The following is a 16,642-nucleotide window of genomic DNA, read 5'->3' as shown; positions in this document are numbered from 1 at the left end:
CCGCCGCCCCCTCCGCCGCACCGGGTCCCACGGGGACCGCACCCGCCTCCGCAACGCCGTCGGCGTCTGCTGCCCCGGGCGACGCCCCGTCGCCGTCCGCCTCACCGAGCCCCTCGGTCGCCGTGCCGACCGCCGGTGGTCCCTGCACGGCGGCGCAGCTGACCGGTGCGGTGGAGGACCAGCTCGGTGGCGGTGCCGCGGGCAGCGTCTACCGCACACTCGTCCTCACCAATGCCTCCGACCGGGAGTGCACCGTCCAGGGGTACCCGGGCGTCTCCTACGTGGACGCGGCGGGCACGCAGATCGGAGCTCCCGCGGAGCGCGACGGGACGGCGGCGGCCGCCGTCACCCTCGCGCCGGGAGCCTCCGCGAGCACCACCCTCCAGCAGACCAACGCCGAGAACTACGGGGCGGACTGCGGCATCACGCAGGCCGCGGGTGTACGCGTGTACCCCCCGGGCGCGACCGACTCGCTCGTCCTGCCGCAGGACATCCCGGCGTGCTCGGCAGCGTCGATCGTGCTCATGCGGGTGGGAACACTGCAGCCCGCGTCCTAGCTGCTGCAGGAGGGCCGCCCCGGGGCCGGTTCGACGGCTGCTGCCGGCCCGTCTCCCGCAGGCGCCACGCCGCGAAGCCGATGAGCGCGGCGGTCGACAGGGCGAGGACCAGCGTCAGCCACGGCCGGTCGGCGACGATCGACGCGAGCCCGAGGACGGCTGTGGCCACCCCGGCGGTCACCATGACGCGCCCCCGCTCCAGCAGCCCGTACATCGCGAGGCCGATCCCCAGGACCACCCACGCACCCAGGCCGTGGAACGCCGCCACGGCCCCGCCGAGCAGCGCCCCGAGCTCGACCACGACGGCAAGGACCAGGTAGGCGCCCGTCCGGGCGCTGATCGCCGGCGGGTGACGGATGAGCCAGGGGGCCGTCACGAGGACGAGCACGAGCGTGCTCACGACGATATAGGCCGCGATCCGGCCGGTGTCGCCGTCGACCAGGACCGCGGCGACCGCCCCGCCGAGGAAGAGCACGCCGATCGCGGCCACTGGCACCCAGTTGTTCGACAGGTGTCCGGCATCTCCCGGTCGCTGCGCTCTGCCTGCTCCGGCCGTCATGCCCTGCTCCCGTCAGCCGTTCCGTCCAGCCCTTCGTCGAAACCTACTGCGCGCCACCCCCGTTCCGCGGCAGCCCCGCGGTGCGGCGGACGGCGCATCCGCGGAAGGCCCGAGTGTCGGTGCGCTGGGGCATGATGATGGGGTGACGACGCCGGTGCTGACGAGGTTCACCCCCGCGACCCATGAGTGGTTCGCCGGGGCGTTCGCCGAGCCCACGCCGGCGCAGGAGGGCGCGTGGTCCGCGATCTCCGCGGGCTCCAACGCCCTCGTCGTCGCCCCGACCGGCTCGGGCAAGACCCTCGCGGCGTTCCTTTGGGCCCTCGATCGGCTCATCGCCTCGGGCGAGGGGAGTGGCGATGCCGACGAGGACGCCCCCGAGGTACCGGCGAAGGGCCGGAAGGCCCCACCGAAGAAGCCGAAGCGCACCACGCGCGTCCTCTACATCTCACCCCTGAAAGCGCTCGGCGTCGACGTCGAGCGGAATCTCCGCGCGCCCCTGATCGGCATCACGCAGACCGCGAAGCGCCTCGGGCTGCCCGCCCCGAGCATCACGGTGGGCGTCCGTTCGGGCGACACGCCGCAGGCCGAGCGGCGGGCCATGCTGACGCGTCCGCCGGACATCCTCATCACCACGCCCGAATCACTGTTCCTGATGCTCACGTCGAAGGCGCGGGAGACGCTGATGGAGGTGGACACCGTCATCATCGACGAGGTCCACGCCGTCGCCGGCACCAAGCGCGGCGCGCACCTCGCCGTATCCCTCGCCCGCCTCGACGCACTGCTGGACAAGCCCGTGCAGCGCATCGGCCTGTCCGCCACCGTGGAGCCGAAGGAGACGGTGGCGCGCTTCCTCTCCGGGAACGCACCGGTGGAGATCGTCGCACCGCCGTCGAAGAAGCAGTGGGACCTGACGGTCACGGTGCCGGTGGAGGACATGACGGAACTCGGCGGGGCCGTGGCCACGGGGGACGACGACGGCGACTCCGTGCCCCAGGCCAGCATCTGGCCGCACGTCGAGGAGAAGATCGTCGACCTGATCGGCCAGAACCGGTCCACGATCGTGTTCGCCAACTCGCGCCGGCTCGCCGAGCGGCTCACCGCGCGGCTCAACGAGATCCACGCGGAGCGCCTCGAGCGTGACGCCGTGTGGGCTGCCGGCGGCGCCCCCGAGGCGACGGCGGCGTCCTCCTCCGCCCAGCCCTATGCCCACACCACCGCGACACCGGCGCAGATGATGGCGCAGGTCGGCCAGAGCACCGGCGCCGAACCGCTGCTGGCGCGCGCCCACCACGGCTCGGTGTCGAAGGACCAGCGTGCCCTCATCGAGGACGACCTCAAGTCCGGGCGCCTGCGCTGCGTGGTCGCGACGAGCTCCCTGGAGCTCGGGATCGACATGGGCGCGGTGGACCTCGTGGTGCAGGTCGAGTCGCCGCACTCCGTGGCGAGCGGACTGCAGCGCGTCGGGCGCGCGGGGCACCAGGTGGGCGAGGTGTCGCAGGGCGTCCTGTTCCCCAAGCACCGCGGAGATCTCGTCAACACGACCGTGACGGTGGAGCGCATGCTCGCCGGGCAGATCGAGCCCCTGTACATCCCCACCAATCCCCTGGACATCCTGGCCCAGCAGACCGTCGCGGCAGCAGCGCTGGGCACCATCGACGTCGAGGAGTGGTTCGACGTCGTCCGCGCATCGGCCCCGTTCGCCACCCTCCCCCGCTCGGCCTTCGACGCGACCCTCGACCTCCTCGCCGGCCGGTACCCCTCCGACGAGTTCGCCGAGCTCCGGCCCCGCATCATCTGGGACCGCGTCGAGGGGACCATCACGGGCAAGCCCGGAGCGCAGCGCCTCGCCGTCACGTCCGGCGGCACCATCCCCGACCGCGGGCTCTTCGGCGTCTTCCTCGTGGGCTCCGAGGGCGAGGGCCCCCGCGCGGGCGGGCGCCGCGTCGGTGAACTCGACGAGGAGATGGTCTACGAGTCCCGCGTCGGAGACGTCTTCGCGCTCGGCGCCACGAGCTGGCGCATCGAGGAGATCACGCACGACCGCGTGCTCGTGTCCCCGGCGTTCGGCCAGCCGGGCAAGCTGCCCTTCTGGAAGGGCGACTCCCTCGGCCGGCCGGTGGAACTGGGCCGCGCCCTCGGCGCCTTCAACCGGGAGATGTCCGGGAGCACGCCCGAGAAGGCGCAGGAACGGTGCGAGAGGATCGGTCTCGACGCCTGGGCGGCGGGGAACCTCATCACGTACCTGACCGAGCAGCGCGAGGCCACCGAGGTGGTCCCGAACGACCGCACGCTCGTCGTCGAGCGTTTCCACGACGAACTCGGCGACTGGCGCGTGGTGCTCCACAGCCCGTTCGGCATGCCCGTGCACGCCCCCTGGGCCCTCGCCGTCGGCGCACGGCTCGAGCAGCGGTACGGCATGGACGGGTCCGCCATGGCCTCCGACGACGGCATCGTGCTGCGGGTGCCGCTCATGGACGACGAACCACCGGGCGCCGATCTCTTCCTGTTCGACGCGGAGGAACTGGACGGGATCGTGACCGCAGAGGTGGGCGGCTCCGCACTCTTCGCCTCGCGGTTCAGGGAGTGTGCCGCGCGGGCCCTGCTCCTGCCGCGCCAGAACCCGAGCAAGCGCACCCCGCTGTGGCAGCAGCGCCAGCGTTCCGCCCAGCTGCTCGACGTCGCCAAGAAGTACCCGACCTTCCCGATCGTGCTCGAGACCGTGCGTGAGTGCCTGCAGGACGTCTACGACCTCCCGGCGCTGAAGGACCTCGCCGCATCGCTGGAGCGCCGGGAACTCCGGATCGTTGAGGTCACCACGCAGCAGCCCTCGCCGTTCGCCCGGTCCATGCTGTTCGGGTACGTCGCCTCGTTCCTCTACGAGGGAGACTCGCCGCTGGCCGAACGCCGGGCCGCGGCCCTGTCCCTCGACCCGACCCTCCTCAACGAACTGCTGGGCCGCGCGGAACTGCGCGAGCTGCTCGACGCCCGGGTCATCGCCGAGACGGAGCTGGAGCTGCAGCGCCTGAAGGCGGACCGGCGGGCCCGCGGGCTCGAGGGCGTCGCCGACCTGATCCGCATCCTCGGGCCCCTCACCGTCGGGGAGATCGCCGAGCGGCTCGACGCACCCGCCGGCACCACGGCACCGGCCGACGGTGCCGGAGCCACGCCGATCCGTGACGACGCCGGCGCCGGGGACGCCACCGCCAGGGACGCCACCGCGGGGGACCCCGCCGCGGCGGGCGACCCGGGCGAGGGCGCACCGCTCCGCGGTACGGCGTCGGTGGACCTCGTCCGGCAGCACGTCGCCGTCCTCGTCAAGGCCAACCGCGCGCTCACCGTGAACATCGCCGGAGTCGAGCGGATCTCCGCCGTCGAGGACGCCGCCCGCCTGCGCGACGCCATCGGCGTCCCCCTGCCGATGGGCATCCCGCTGGCGTTCATCGAGCCGGTCGCGGATCCGCTCGGCGACCTCGTGGGCCGCTATGCCCGCACGCACGGTCCCTTCACCGCCGCCGAGGCGGCGGCCCAGCTGGGCCTCGGTGTCGCCGTCGTCACGGGATCGCTGCAGCGCCTCGCCGGCGCCGGGCGCGTGGTCGAGGGGGAGTTCCGGCCCGCGGAATCGGTCCCCGTCCTCGACATCTCCGCGGACTCGGGTGCCGCTCCGGGCACCATCACCCTCCACGCGCCGGCCTCCAGCGAGTGGTGCGACGTCGAGGTGCTGCGCCGCCTCCGCCGCAGGTCGCTCGCGGCGCTGCGCCAGGAGGTCGAGCCCGTCGACCCGACCGCCTACGGCAGGTTCCTGCCTGCCTGGCAGCACATCGGGTCGGGCCTGCGGGGACTCGACGGCGTGGTCACCGTGATCGACCAGCTCTCCGGCGTCCCGATCCCCGCCTCGGCGTGGGAGCCCCTGATCCTCGCCCAGCGCGTGGCGAACTACACCCCGGCCATGCTCGACGAGCTGACCGCGACGGGCGAGGTCGTCTGGTCGGGGGCCGGGTCGCTCGCCGGGAACGACGGCTGGATCGCCCTGCACCTGGCCGAGAACGCACCCCTCACGCTGCGCCCCGACCCGGCCTTCGAGCCCACGTCGCTGCACTCCGCGCTGATGGATCTGCTGGCCGGCGGTGGCGGCTACTTCCTCCGGCAGCTGACCAACCTGCTCGATGTCCAGGAGGCCACCTCGGACACCGCCGTCGTCACCGCATTGTGGGACCTCGTGTGGGCGGGCCGCATCAGCAATGACACCTTCACGCCGGTGCGCTCGCTGCTGGCCAACGGGAAGACGGCCCACAAGCAGCGCCCCGTCCCGGCACGCGCCCGCACCTCGCGGGCGGGGCGGCTCGGCCGCGCCCCGGGGAAGTCCCTGACGGGCGCCTCCATGCGCCTCAGTGCGGCAGCCGAGGACGGCGGGGCGGGCGGCTACCAGCGGCCCACGCCTCCCCTGGCCGCGGGCCGCTGGAACATGCTGCCCGCGGTGGAGGCCGAGACGACGCTCCACGCGCATGCCACCGCCGAGCTCCTGCTCGACCGCTACGGCGTGGTCACGCGCGGCGCCGTCGGCAACGAGGGCATCCCGGGCGGATTCGGCCTCATGTACAAGGTGCTGGCGCGGCTCGAGGAGATGGGCCGGTGCCGACGCGGCTACTTCATCGAGCACCTCGGTGCGGCGCAGTTCGCCGTACCGGCGACGGTGGACCGCCTGCGGTCCTTCAGCGCCGACAACCAGCTGCCCACGGCCCAGGACGTGCTGGGCGGTGAGGCCGCGCCCCTGAACGCCGTCGCCCTGGCCGCCACGGATCCCGCGAACCCCTACGGGGCGGCCCTCAGCTGGCCGCAGGCGGACGGCGGGCACCGTGCCGGGCGGAAGGCCGGCGCGCTGGTGGTACTCGTGGACGGAGCTCTGGCCCTCTACGTCGAACGGGGCGGCAAGACCCTCCTGACGTTCACCGAGGATGCCCTGGTCCTCCGTGCCGCGGCGCTGGCCCTCGTGCTGATCATCCGGCGCGGCGCCGCGGACAAGATGGCACTCGAGAAGGTGAACGGCGGCGAGATCCTCGACACGGACATCGGGCGCGCGCTCGCCGACGCCGGTTTCTACACCACACCGAAGGGACTGAGGATCCGTGCCTGAGGGGGACACCGTCTGGCGGGCGGCCCGTGAACTGCACCGGGCACTCGCGGGCCGGGTGCTGACGCGCTGCGACGTCCGCGTGCCGAAGTTCGCCACCGTCGACTTCACGGGGGACACCGTCCAGGAGGCCGTGTCCCGCGGGAAGCACCTGCTGATCCGTGGCGGCGGGGACGACGGCTGGGACATCCACTCCCACCTGAAGATGGAGGGGCTCTGGCACGTCTACGCTCACGGCGAGAAGTGGCGGCGCCCCGCCTTCAAGGCGCGGTGCATCCTCGAGACGGAGGACGCCGTCGTCGTCGGCTTCGAACTCGGCTTCCTGCGGGTGATCTCGCGTGCGGAGGAGGACGACGCCGTCGGGTACCTCGGACCGGACCTCCTGGGGCCGGACTGGGATCCGGACGAAGCGCTTCGGCGGCTCCGCGACCAGCCCGAGCGGCCCATCGGGCTCGCCCTGCTCGACCAGCGGAACCTCGCCGGGATCGGCAACGTGTACCGGTGCGAGCTGTGCTTCCTCGCCGGGGTGCATCCGCTGACCCCCGTGGGCGAGGTACCCAATCTGCCGCGCATGGTCGAGCTGTCCAAGAAGCTGCTGGAGGCGAACAAGGCCCGCAGCACCCGGGCGACCACGGGCCAGCTCCGCGGCAACACGCTCTGGGTCTACGGCCGGTCCCGCCGCGGCTGCCTGCGCTGCGGCACGCCCGTGGCGCTGGAGCAGCTCGGGGACAGGGAGACCGAACTCCGCGAGCTCTACTACTGCCCGCACTGCCAGCCCTGGGTGGAAGCACCCGCGGGAGCGGCACTACCCTGACGGGATGAGTCACCACCGGATGGACCACCACGGGCAGGTCACGCCCTGATGGCGATGCGCTCTCCCCTGCCCGTGCGCAACGGCGTCAATGCCACGCGGCTGCGGCTCCCGGCGGAGGGCCCGTGGGAGACGGCCCTCGACTACATCCTCGACCGCTTCGACCACGTCGACCCCGACGGCATCGGCGAGCGCTTCGACCGCGGCGAGGTCGTGGCGCTCGGAGGCGAGGTGCTGACGCGCACCACCCCGCTCGGCGAGCACACCTTCGTCTGGTACTACCGCGAACTGCCCGTCGAGGAACGGCTCCCGGTCGAGCTGTCGATCCTCCACCAGGACGAGCGGCTGCTCGTCGTCGACAAACCACACTTCCTGCCGACCACTCCGGGCGGCATGTACGTGGCGGAATCGGCCCTGGTCCGCCTCCGGGTGGAGCTCGGCCTGCCGGACCTGATCCCCATGCACCGCCTGGACAGGATGACGGCGGGCGTCCTGATGTTCGCCGTCGACCCCGCGACGCGGGGCGCCTACCAGTTGCTGTTCGAGAACCGGCGCATCAGCAAGGAATACCGGGCCGTCGCGCCCGTCCGCCCGGAGCTGGGCCTGGACACGGCCCCGCTGGACGTCCGGAGCAGGATCGTGAAGTCGCGCACCTACCTCCTGGCGCAGGAGGTGGAGGGACCCGCGAACACGCACACGACCGTCAGCCTCCTGGACGAGCGGGCGGGGCGCGGGCTGTACCGCCTACAGCCGCACACGGGCAAGACGCACCAGCTCCGGCTGCACATGGCCTCTCTCGGGCTGGGGATCATCAACGACCCGTTCTACCCCGTGCTGCATCCGCAGGCTCCGGACGACTACGCGCGGCCCCTGCAACTCCTCGCCCACAGCATCGCGTTCACCGATCCGGTGGACGGCACCGAGCGGGCCTATGCCTCACGACTGGGCCTCGCCGAGTTCGCCCGATAGCCACGGACCGGGCGCGAGACGGCGGTCCACACAGGGGTGCTGGGCGGTAGATTTACAGGGTGGACCTGCCCGGCACGGACATCCCATCACCGCTCTACCTCCTCGTCATGTTCGCCGTGATCGTCGTGGACGTGATCATCCCCGTCGTGCCCTCGGAACTCCTCGTCATCGGCGCCGGCACCATGTCGGCGCACGGCCTGCTCTTCCTCCCGTTCGCGGTCGTCGTGGCCTTCGCCGGGAGCTGGGCGGGCGACGTCGCCCTCTTCCTGCTCTTCCGCCGCAGGCTGACGCACTTCCTCGACCGGTTCCGCTGGGGACGATCCATCCACCGCGGGCTGCGCAACGTCATCGAGAAGGCCGGCAGCTCCCCCACGTACGCGGCCGTCGTCGCGGTCCGGTTCCTCCCGGGCGGCCGCACGGCCAGCGTGGCGGTCGCCGGGATCGCCGAGCTGCCCCTGCGCCCCTTCATGCTCGCTGCCGCCGGCGGCAGCGTGCTGTGGACGGCATGGCTCGTAGGCCTGGGGTTCGTGGCAGGAGCGTCCACGGGCCTGCCCGCAGGGGTGAGCGCCCTGCTCGGAATGGCGGTCGGTACGCTGGTGGGAGCCATCACGGCGGCAATCCTCGCCCTGAAGAAACACCGGAAGGCCAAAACGACGCATGAGCACCCCGAGAAACCCGGGTCCGACGCTCCCTGAGAAGCCGGCGGGGCCGCCGAGGATCGTGCAGGAGAGCCCCGCGCCCGAGCTGCCCTCGGACACCGCGAGCGTCCTCGAACGGCTCAAGGCAGCGCAGCCCCGGGTTGTTCCCGCGACGAGCGACGATTCCGCGGCTCCACGGTCCGCCGGCTCCGATCCTGCGAAGGGCACATCGGCGACCACCGGCGCAGGAACCCCGGAGTCCACGCGCTCCGGCTCCGGCACCGCCTCCGTTGCCGCCACGGACGCCGGCTTTGCCAGGACGGACCGCACCGCTGCCACTGCCGACGGCGCCGACAAGGACGACAAGGCCGACAAGGGGAAGGCGCGGATCCCGGCGGACACGAGCGCCACGGACGGCACGCCCTCCACGGCCGCCGGCGAACGGCGGCGGGTCGCGGCAGAGGCGGCACGGACCGCGGCGGTGAGGGCCCGCCGTGCCGCAGGGGTGACCGGACGGACGATCGGTCGCAGCGGTGTCGCTACCGGTAAGGCGATCAGCCAGGGCAGCGCCACGGCCGGCAAGGCCATCGGTCGCGGCAGCACAGCGACGATCCGGCACATCGGCGCCTGGGACGCCGACGTCGTCCGGCAGGCAGCCGTGACGCTCTGCGCGATCGCCTGCATCCTGGGTTCGGCGGCCGGGGTCGGCGCCTTCGGCGGCCCGTCGATCAGGGATGCGGCAGGAGGCCTGTTCTCCCCCGACGCGACGCTCCTGGCGCCGTCGTCGTCGGCCTTCTCGATCTGGAGCGTGATCTACGCGGGGCTCGTGGCCTACACGGTGTTCCAGTGGTTCCCGTCGCAGCGGCGCACCGGACGCCAACGGCGTCTCGGCTGGACCGTTGCGGCCTCGATGCTGCTGAACCTCGCATGGATCCTGAGTGCCCAGGCCGGCGGGCTCACGGTGAGCCTCGTCGTCATCATGCTGCTGTTCTTCACGCTCCTGGCAGCCGTGCGCACCCTGAACTCCCATCCCACCCAGACACGGGTGGAGGGAGCGCTCGTGGATGCGCCGATCGGCCTGTATCTCGGCTGGGTGCTGCTGGCGGCCGGAGCGAATGCAGCGGCGTTCTTCACCGCCGGACGCTTCGACCTCTTCGAGTGGCAGGGCACCACCTGGGCGATCGTCGGTATCGCCGCGATCCTCCTGACGGCGGCCGTCATCTGCTCCACCGATCGCGGCCGGCTGTCGGTCGCCGCGGCCACGTCATGGGGTCTGCTGTGGATCGCCGTCGAGCGGGCACTGGCTGAGCCGCCCTCGCTGGCCGTGGCACTCGCCGCGGCCCTCGCGATCTTCCTGCTCCTCATCACCGCCGGTTCCCGCCGGCACCGCGTCGATCACGCCTACCGACGCTGGTTGCGGGCCGAGGAGGACGCCCTCCGCGACCCGATCGACCTGCTGGGCGACGACGACTACGAGGACTCACGCTCCTAGGACGCGAGCCCTCCCGCTTGTTGAGCACCCCCACGCCGGGGTGCTGTGACCGGCCGCGTCCGACCAGTCCCACGAGCTCGCGCCCTGCGAGGGACAGGCGATCCCGGCACACCTGAGGCGCCGCCCCGACGGGTGCGACGCCTCGACCGGCTGCCTCGGGATGCCGGTGCGCCTACCCCTGGCCCTGCTCACCGACGGTGACGGCGATCTTGCCGCGGATGTGGCCGTCCATGCTGCTGCGGAAGGCATCGGCGGCCCGCTCCAGCGGGAAGCTCTCCGCGAGCACCGGCGTGACGCTGCCCGCCTCGACGAGTTCCGTCAGGGCGAGGAGATCCGCCGGGTTCGGGCGGACGAAGATGTAGCGCCCGCCCCGGTCCTTGACCTCGGCGTCGGCGACGGAGGCGATCCGCTCCGGGGACTTCAGGTGCTCCAGGGAAGCGACCCAGTCCTCGCCGCCCACGAAGTCGACGACGGCGTCGAGCCCTTCCGGCGCTGCCTCGGCGAGGCGCTCCGCGAGCCCTTCCCCGTAGGTCAACGGCTCCGCACCCAGGGAACGCAGGAACTCGTGGTTCTTCTCGGACGCGGTGGCCAGCACCCGGGCGCCCCACGCCGTCGCGATCTGGATGGCATAGGTCCCCACGCCACCGGCTCCGTTGTGCACCAGGACGGTCTCACCCTCACCGACACCGACGGCCTGCAGCGACTGATAGGCGGTGAGCCCGGCCAGCGGCATGGTCGCCGCCTCCGCCCAGGAGATGTTCCGCGGTTTGCGGGCGAGCGTCCGCACCGGAGCGGCGACCTGCTCGGCGAAGGTGCCGAGCCCCACGGTGTCGATGCGGACGTACCCGATCACCTCGTCACCGGCCTCGAACTCGGTGACGGACGGTCCGGGCTGCACCACGACGCCGGCCACGTCCCAGCCCGGGATCACGGGGAAGGAGGTGGGCAGGGCCGCATCCAGATACCCGGCGGTGATCTTCCAGTCCACGGGGTTCACGGATGAGGCCCGCACGTCGACGAGCACCGAGTCCGGCCCCACCTTCGGGTCCGGCTGCTCGCCGTACTGCAGGACGTCGGGATCGCCGTACTTCTCGTAAAAGACTGCCTTCATGGTGCTCCTCCTGCTCGTCCGGTCGCTGCCGGCGGTGTTCGGGTTCCGAAGGCGGCAACCGACCACTCCCGGCCGCTATTCCGTCGAGCACGCTGTGCCGGTCGACGGGCACGGGAGGAACCAGGGACGCGGAGGCACCGATAGAGGGGCCCGCACCGGGCGCGTAGGCGCCGGCAGAGGGGCACGAGCCGGGTACGCAGGACGCCCACCCACCGGCAGAACCCCGCCGAGCCGGGTCAGCCCGTGTTGCGCATCCCCGCGGCCACACCGTTGATGGTGATGAGCATGGCCCGCTGGAGCCGACCATCGGGCTGTCCGCCGTCGGCCTCCGCCCGCACGCGGCGCAGCAGCTCGACCTGGAGGTAGGAAATCGGGTCGAGGTACTGGTCCCGCACGGCGAGGGACCGCTTGAGCACCGGCTGGTCGTCGAGGAGCTCCTGCTCCCCCGTGAGGTGCCGGATCTCGGCGAGCGTCAGCTCGTACTCCGCCCGGATCACGCCGAAGAGGTGCTGGAGTTCCGCCGGGACCAGCGCCTCCACGTAGTGCGCGGCGATCTCCAGGTCGGTCTTCGCGAGGGTCATCTCGACGTTGGAGACCACGGTGCGGAAGAAGTGCCAGCGCTCCAGCATCTCGGACAGCAGGCCCTCGTGGCCCGCCTCGCGGGCGGCACGCAGCCCGGACCCGACGCCGAACCAGCCCGGGACGATCTGCCGGGACTGCGTCCAGCCGAATACCCACGGGATGGCGCGGAGGCCGCCGAGGCCGCTGCCCGAATCGGGGCGCTTCGACGGACGAGAGCCGATGTTCAGCGAACCCAGTTGCTCCACCGGCGTCGAGGCGAGGAAGTAGGCGGGCAGGTCCTGATGGTCGATCAGCGAGCGGTACCGCGAGAACGCGGCATCCGACACGGTCTCCATGACCTCCGCCCAGCGCCCGCGATCATCCTCGGACGTGCGTGGTGTCCGGTGCAGCGCCGAGCCCTGCATCACGGCGGCGAGGGAGAGTTCGAGGTTCTCGCGGGCCAGTGCCGGCAGCGAGTACTTGTCGCTGATGACCTCGCCCTGCTCGGTGAACTTGATCTCCCCCTCGAGGACGCCGTTCGGCTGCGCGAGGATGGCGTCGTACGTGGGACCGCCCCCGCGGCCCACCGATCCGCCTCGCCCGTGGAAGAGCCGGAGGCGGACGCCGTGCTTGGCTGCGACGTCGCGCAGGCGCCGCTGCGTCTTGTGGATCTCCCAGAGGCTGGTCAGCACCCCGGACTCCTTGTTGGAATCGGAGTACCCGAGCATGACCTCCTGCAGGTCACCCCGCAGGCGGACCACCTCGCGGTAGGTCGGATCGGACAGCAGGGTGTCCACGATCTCGGCGGAGACGCGCAGCTCGTCCACGGTCTCCAGCAGCGGCGCGAAGCCGATCTTCGCGAACGCGCCCGAGTCCGGTCCGCCGGATCCGTCCCCGACGACGTCGACCAGTCCTGCCTCGCGTGCGAGCACCACGGGCGCCAGGACGTCGTCCGCCCCACGGGTCATGGACACGATGTAGGTCTCGATGACGTCGGGGCCATAGGTGCGCAGGGCCGAGGCGATCTCACGGAAGACGTCGAAGGTACGGCGTGCGCCGTCGTCGAGCGGTGGGTTGACCGTCGCGAGCGGGCGCCGGGAGGCGAGTTCACGGGACAGTGCCTGGAGGCGGCCCTCGCGGTCGAGCTCCAGATAGGGCACGTCCAGTTCGCCCAGCCGGTCGGTCAGCTGCGCGACGACGTCGTGATGCATGTCGGCGTGCTCACGGACGTCGAGTGTGGCGAGGTGGAGACCCACCGAGGAGATGACGCGCGACGCTGTCGCGAGGGCGCCGTCGGCCGCGAGGCCCGCTGCGTGCTGCCGCAGCGAGTCCCCCACGAGCGCGAGGTCCGCAACGATCTGCGCGGCGTCGAGGTAGTCGCGCCCCGGTTCGTGCGCCGTCTGGTTCTGCACCCGGGCCGCGGTGTTGAGCAGCTTCGCCTTCACGCAGGTGAGCTTCAGCCGGTAGGGCTCCTGCGCGTTCAGTTCCAGGACGCGCTTGTCGAGCCGCGGGAGGTTCGCGAGGTCGCGCCCGATCGACGCGGTCAGTTCCCCGGACGCCCCGACGATCGCCGTGGACGAGGACAGCGACGAGATGAGCCGGTCGATGAAATGGATGGAGATACGGACGGCCTGCTGGTTCTGGATCTGGAGGATCTCGCGGGTCACCGCGGCCGTGACGTTCGGATTGCCGTCGCGGTCCCCACCGATCCACGAGCCGAATCGCAGCGGCGCCCCAGCGGCCGGCAGGGTGACCCCGTGCTGCGCCAGGAGGTCAGAGAGGTCCTCGAGCAGTTCGGGCATGGAGGTCGTGAGGATGTCCCCCAGGTAGTACATGGCGTTGCGCGCCTCGTCGATGGGCGTGGGCCGCACCTGCCGCAGCTCGTCGGTCTGCCAGATCAGGTCGATCACCTCGGCGAGCCGCCGGTCCTGCCGCCGGCGCTGCTGCGATCCCTCCGCACCGGTCTCCGCGAGGACGTCGGAGAGGCGCCGGAGCTTGTCGAGCACGGAGCGGCGCGAGGCCTCGGTGGGGTGTGCCGTGAAGACGGGGCGGACATCCAGTTCCTGCACGACGGCGGCGAGCGCTTCCGGGCCGGCGTCGGAGGCGATGCGCGAGACCGTCTGCGCCAGCCACCCGTCTTCCTCCGACCGCGTGCGGAGTCCCCGTACACGGTGCACCTGCTCGGCCGCGTTGGCGAGGTGGAAGTAGGCGGCGAAGGCGCGCACCAGCTCTGTTGCCCGGTCGATCGGCAGGGCCGCGAGGAGGTCGCGTACCTGCCCGGCGAGCGCGGCCCGCTCCCCGGCGTCGCCCACGGTGCCCGATTCCTTCGACTGCTTGGTGAGCAGCCGGACGCGCTCCACGAGATCGAGCAGCTCCTGGCCGTGCTGCCGGACGAGCGATTCGCCGAGCAGGGTACTGACCCGGCGCACGTCGGCACGGAGATCGTGGCTGATGTCGCCGTCGGACGCACCGGACGGAGCGGTGGCACGCACGGAGGACACTTCGAGGGGCACTGTCACGACAGCCTGCTTTCAGGGCACGGAAAACGAGGCGTATGCGGCACTGGATACGACGGATTGCTGTTGGGATACTACCCAGTCATGTGGCGTGCGCCTCACCGCGTCCGTCATGTGACCCCCGGGCCGCCCTGCCGCCGCTTCGTGCACGGGGTCCGCTGACGGGCCCGGCTACGTCAGGCGAAGGCCGAGATGCCGGTCAGCGCCCGCCCGACGATCAGGCTGTTGATCTCGTAGGAGCCCTCGTAGGTGTAGACGGCCTCGGCATCCGCGAAGATCTTCGCCATCCCGTAGTCCGTCACGATCCCGTTCCCGCCGAGGATCCCTCGCCCGAGGGCCACGGTCTCCCGCATGCGCGCCGTCGTGAAGGACTTGGCGAAGGCGGCCTGGGGCATGTCCGATGCGCCCTGCTCCTGCAGCTGGGCGATGCGCGCCATGACACCGAGGCAGGCGGTCGTGTTGCCCATCATGGTGACGAGCTGGTCCTGGACGAGCTGGAAGCCCGCGATCGGCCTGCCGAACTGGTGGCGCTCCACGGCGTACTGCCGGGCGACGTCGAACGCGGCCAGTTGCTGGCCCACGGCCTGCCAGCCGACGAGGATGCGGGAGCCGAGCAGGAGCTGCCGGGTGTCGTTGAAGGTCTCGATGCCGGCGAAGCGGTCGGACTCGCCGACGCGCACGTCGGTGAGGGTGATGTCGGCGTTCTGGACGGTGCGCAGGGCGGTCTTGTTGGCGATCGTGGTGCGGGTGACGCCGGGCAGCGTGGCGTCGAGGATGAAACCGCGCACTCCCCCGGTCTCCGTGTCCCGGGCCCAGAGCAGCATGTAGTCGCAGAACGTGCCGTTGCCGATCCACCGCTTGGCGCCGTTGAGGATCCAGGAGTCGCCGTCGCGGGTGGCCGTGGTGGCCATGCCGCCGGCGACGTCGGACCCGTGCAGGGGTTCCGTCAGGGCGAACGCGCCGGTGATCCTCAGGTCCATCGCGTCCTGCAGCAGCCGGGCCTTCTGCTCCTCGCTGCCGAACATGTGCAGGGCTTCGACGAAGAGATCGTGGTGCACCATGAAGAATGTGGCGATCGAGGTGTCGGCCCGCGTCATCTCGGCGATCACGAGCCCACTGAACAGATGGCTGTAGCCCTGCTGCACCGGTGTGCTGAGGTTCAGGCCCGCGAGCTTCGGCAGGATCTCGTGCGGGAACTCGGCCCTGTTCCACCATTCGGCGCATCGCGGAGCCACCTCCTTGACCAGGAAGTCACGGACGTCCTGGAGCTTCTCGCGCTCGTGACCGGCGAGGAGGGATTCGAAACCGAGGAAATCGGCGGTGGGAAGCTGGCTCTCCATCGAGCCGTCCTTTCAATCGAGCTGAGACCGGGAGGACCTGGTGCGGCTACTTCGGCGCCATGCGGATGGCACCGTCGAGGCGGATCGTCTCGCCGTTGAGCATCTGGTTCTCGATGATGTGTGCTGCAAGCGCCGCGTACTCGACGGGCTTGCCGAGACGGGACGGGTGCGGCACCTGGGCGCCCAATGAATCCTGGGCCTCCTGGGGCAGGCCCGCCATCATGGGCGTCTCGAAGATGCCGGGGGCGATGGTGACCACGCGGATGAGCGACCGCGCGAGTTCACGCGCGATCGGGAGCGTCATGGCTGCGACCCCGCCCTTCGACGCGGCGTAGGCGGGCTGGCCGATCTGCCCGTCGAAGGCGGCGACCGACGCGGTGTTGATGATGACCCCTCGCTCGTCGGAGCCGCCGGCACCGGTGACCGTCGCCGTCCGGGCCATGGCATCCGCGGCGAGCCGGATGACGTTGAAGGTGCCCACGAGGTTGACGGTGATGACGCGGGTGAACTGCTCGAGCGGCAGGACGCCGTCGCGCCCGAGGACCTTGCCCGGCGTCGCGATTCCCGCGCAGTTGACCACGATGCGCAGCGGGCCGAGGTCCACGGCGACGTCGACGGCCGCCTGCACCTGAGCGGCGTCGGCGACATCTGCGGGGATGAACCTGACCCGCTCGCCCGAGGGGTCGAGGGTACGCGCTGCGTCGGCTCCGGCGGACTGCGGGAGGTCCACGAGGACCACCGAGGCGCCGTCGTCGACCAGCCGCCGGGCGGTGGCGAGGCCGAGTCCCGACGCACCTCCGGTGACGAGTGCCACCGATCCCCTGATGTCCATGCCGACCCTTCCGCCCGGGTGGACCGCCGTTGGTCCGTCCTCGCGCCCAGCGTACTGTGACGTGGCCCACTGCGCACCCGGCAGGGAATCCATTGCGCATCCTGCCCAATGCCGGGTGACGCCGACGT

General features: G+C 71.7%; 11 protein-coding genes. 6 read left to right on the top strand and 5 right to left on the bottom strand.

From position 1 onward, the window contains the following. Nucleotides 1–557, top strand: a 557-nt coding sequence (locus tag ACTIMO_RS05265; RefSeq protein ID WP_448181694.1) for a DUF4232 domain-containing protein, incomplete at its 5' end; no start/stop codon positions are given. On the opposite strand, the gene ACTIMO_RS05260 is transcribed toward ACTIMO_RS05265, so the two are convergent. After that, entirely contained in the window at nucleotides 523–1,116 is a 594-nt protein-coding gene (locus ACTIMO_RS05260) for a hypothetical protein (RefSeq protein WP_448181693.1), read from the bottom strand. The two genes, ACTIMO_RS05265 and ACTIMO_RS05260, sit on opposite strands and share 35 nt — an antisense overlap. Here ACTIMO_RS05260 and ACTIMO_RS05255 point away from each other — a divergent pair. From ACTIMO_RS05255 to ACTIMO_RS05235, 5 genes are read left to right on the top strand one after another with little or no spacing between them, the layout of a single operon-like run. Continuing rightward, nucleotides 1,115–6,247, top strand: a complete 5,133-nt coding sequence (locus ACTIMO_RS05255) for an Lhr family ATP-dependent helicase (protein ID WP_448181692.1) — start codon at nucleotides 1,115–1,117, stop codon at nucleotides 6,245–6,247. The two genes, ACTIMO_RS05260 and ACTIMO_RS05255, sit on opposite strands and share 2 nt — an antisense overlap. Then, entirely contained in the window at nucleotides 6,240–7,058 is an 819-nt protein-coding gene (locus tag ACTIMO_RS05250) for an Fpg/Nei family DNA glycosylase (RefSeq protein ID WP_448181691.1), read from the top strand. The genes ACTIMO_RS05255 and ACTIMO_RS05250 overlap by 8 nt, the downstream gene beginning before the upstream one ends. A 54-nt stretch (nucleotides 7,059–7,112) precedes the next feature. Then, entirely contained in the window at nucleotides 7,113–8,024 is a 912-nt protein-coding gene (locus tag ACTIMO_RS05245) for a pseudouridine synthase (RefSeq protein ID WP_422391986.1), read from the top strand. Nucleotides 8,025–8,083: 59 nt separating this feature from the next. Further along, nucleotides 8,084–8,719 (top strand): DedA family protein, encoded by a 636-nt coding sequence (locus ACTIMO_RS05240; RefSeq protein ID WP_448181690.1) that lies wholly within the window; start codon nucleotides 8,084–8,086, stop codon nucleotides 8,717–8,719. Next, nucleotides 8,682–10,154 carry a hypothetical protein gene (locus ACTIMO_RS05235; RefSeq protein WP_448181689.1) on the top strand — a complete coding sequence of 491 codons (1,473 nt, stop codon included), beginning with the start codon at nucleotides 8,682–8,684 and terminating at the stop codon, nucleotides 10,152–10,154. Before ACTIMO_RS05240 ends, ACTIMO_RS05235 begins: the two co-directional genes overlap by 38 nt. Nucleotides 10,155–10,326: 172 nt before the next feature. On the opposite strand, the gene ACTIMO_RS05230 is transcribed toward ACTIMO_RS05235, so the two are convergent. The 4 genes from ACTIMO_RS05230 to ACTIMO_RS05215 form a co-directional block, all read right to left on the bottom strand. After that, nucleotides 10,327–11,265: an NADP-dependent oxidoreductase gene (locus ACTIMO_RS05230; protein WP_448181688.1), complete on the bottom strand. Its 939-nt coding sequence runs from the start codon at nucleotides 11,263–11,265 to the stop codon at nucleotides 10,327–10,329. A 236-nt stretch (nucleotides 11,266–11,501) separates the two neighbouring features. Continuing rightward, nucleotides 11,502–14,318: a phosphoenolpyruvate carboxylase gene (gene ppc / locus ACTIMO_RS05225; RefSeq protein WP_448181703.1), complete on the bottom strand. Its 2,817-nt coding sequence runs from the start codon at nucleotides 14,316–14,318 to the stop codon at nucleotides 11,502–11,504. Between the two features lie 200 nt (nucleotides 14,319–14,518). After that, complete coding sequence (locus ACTIMO_RS05220; RefSeq protein ID WP_448181687.1) at nucleotides 14,519–15,682, bottom strand: acyl-CoA dehydrogenase family protein; 1,164 nt, start codon at nucleotides 15,680–15,682, stop codon at nucleotides 14,519–14,521. Between the two features lie 46 nt (nucleotides 15,683–15,728). After that, nucleotides 15,729–16,514 carry an SDR family NAD(P)-dependent oxidoreductase gene (locus ACTIMO_RS05215; RefSeq protein WP_422391167.1) on the bottom strand — a complete coding sequence of 262 codons (786 nt, stop codon included), beginning with the start codon at nucleotides 16,512–16,514 and terminating at the stop codon, nucleotides 15,729–15,731. Nucleotides 16,515–16,642 lie beyond the last annotated feature (128 nt).

The sequence above is a fragment of the Arthrobacter sp. CP30 genome (assembly GCF_053470025.1).
The sequence above is the reverse complement of the archived record's forward strand: the minus strand, read 5'-3'. Positions and strand labels throughout refer to the sequence as shown.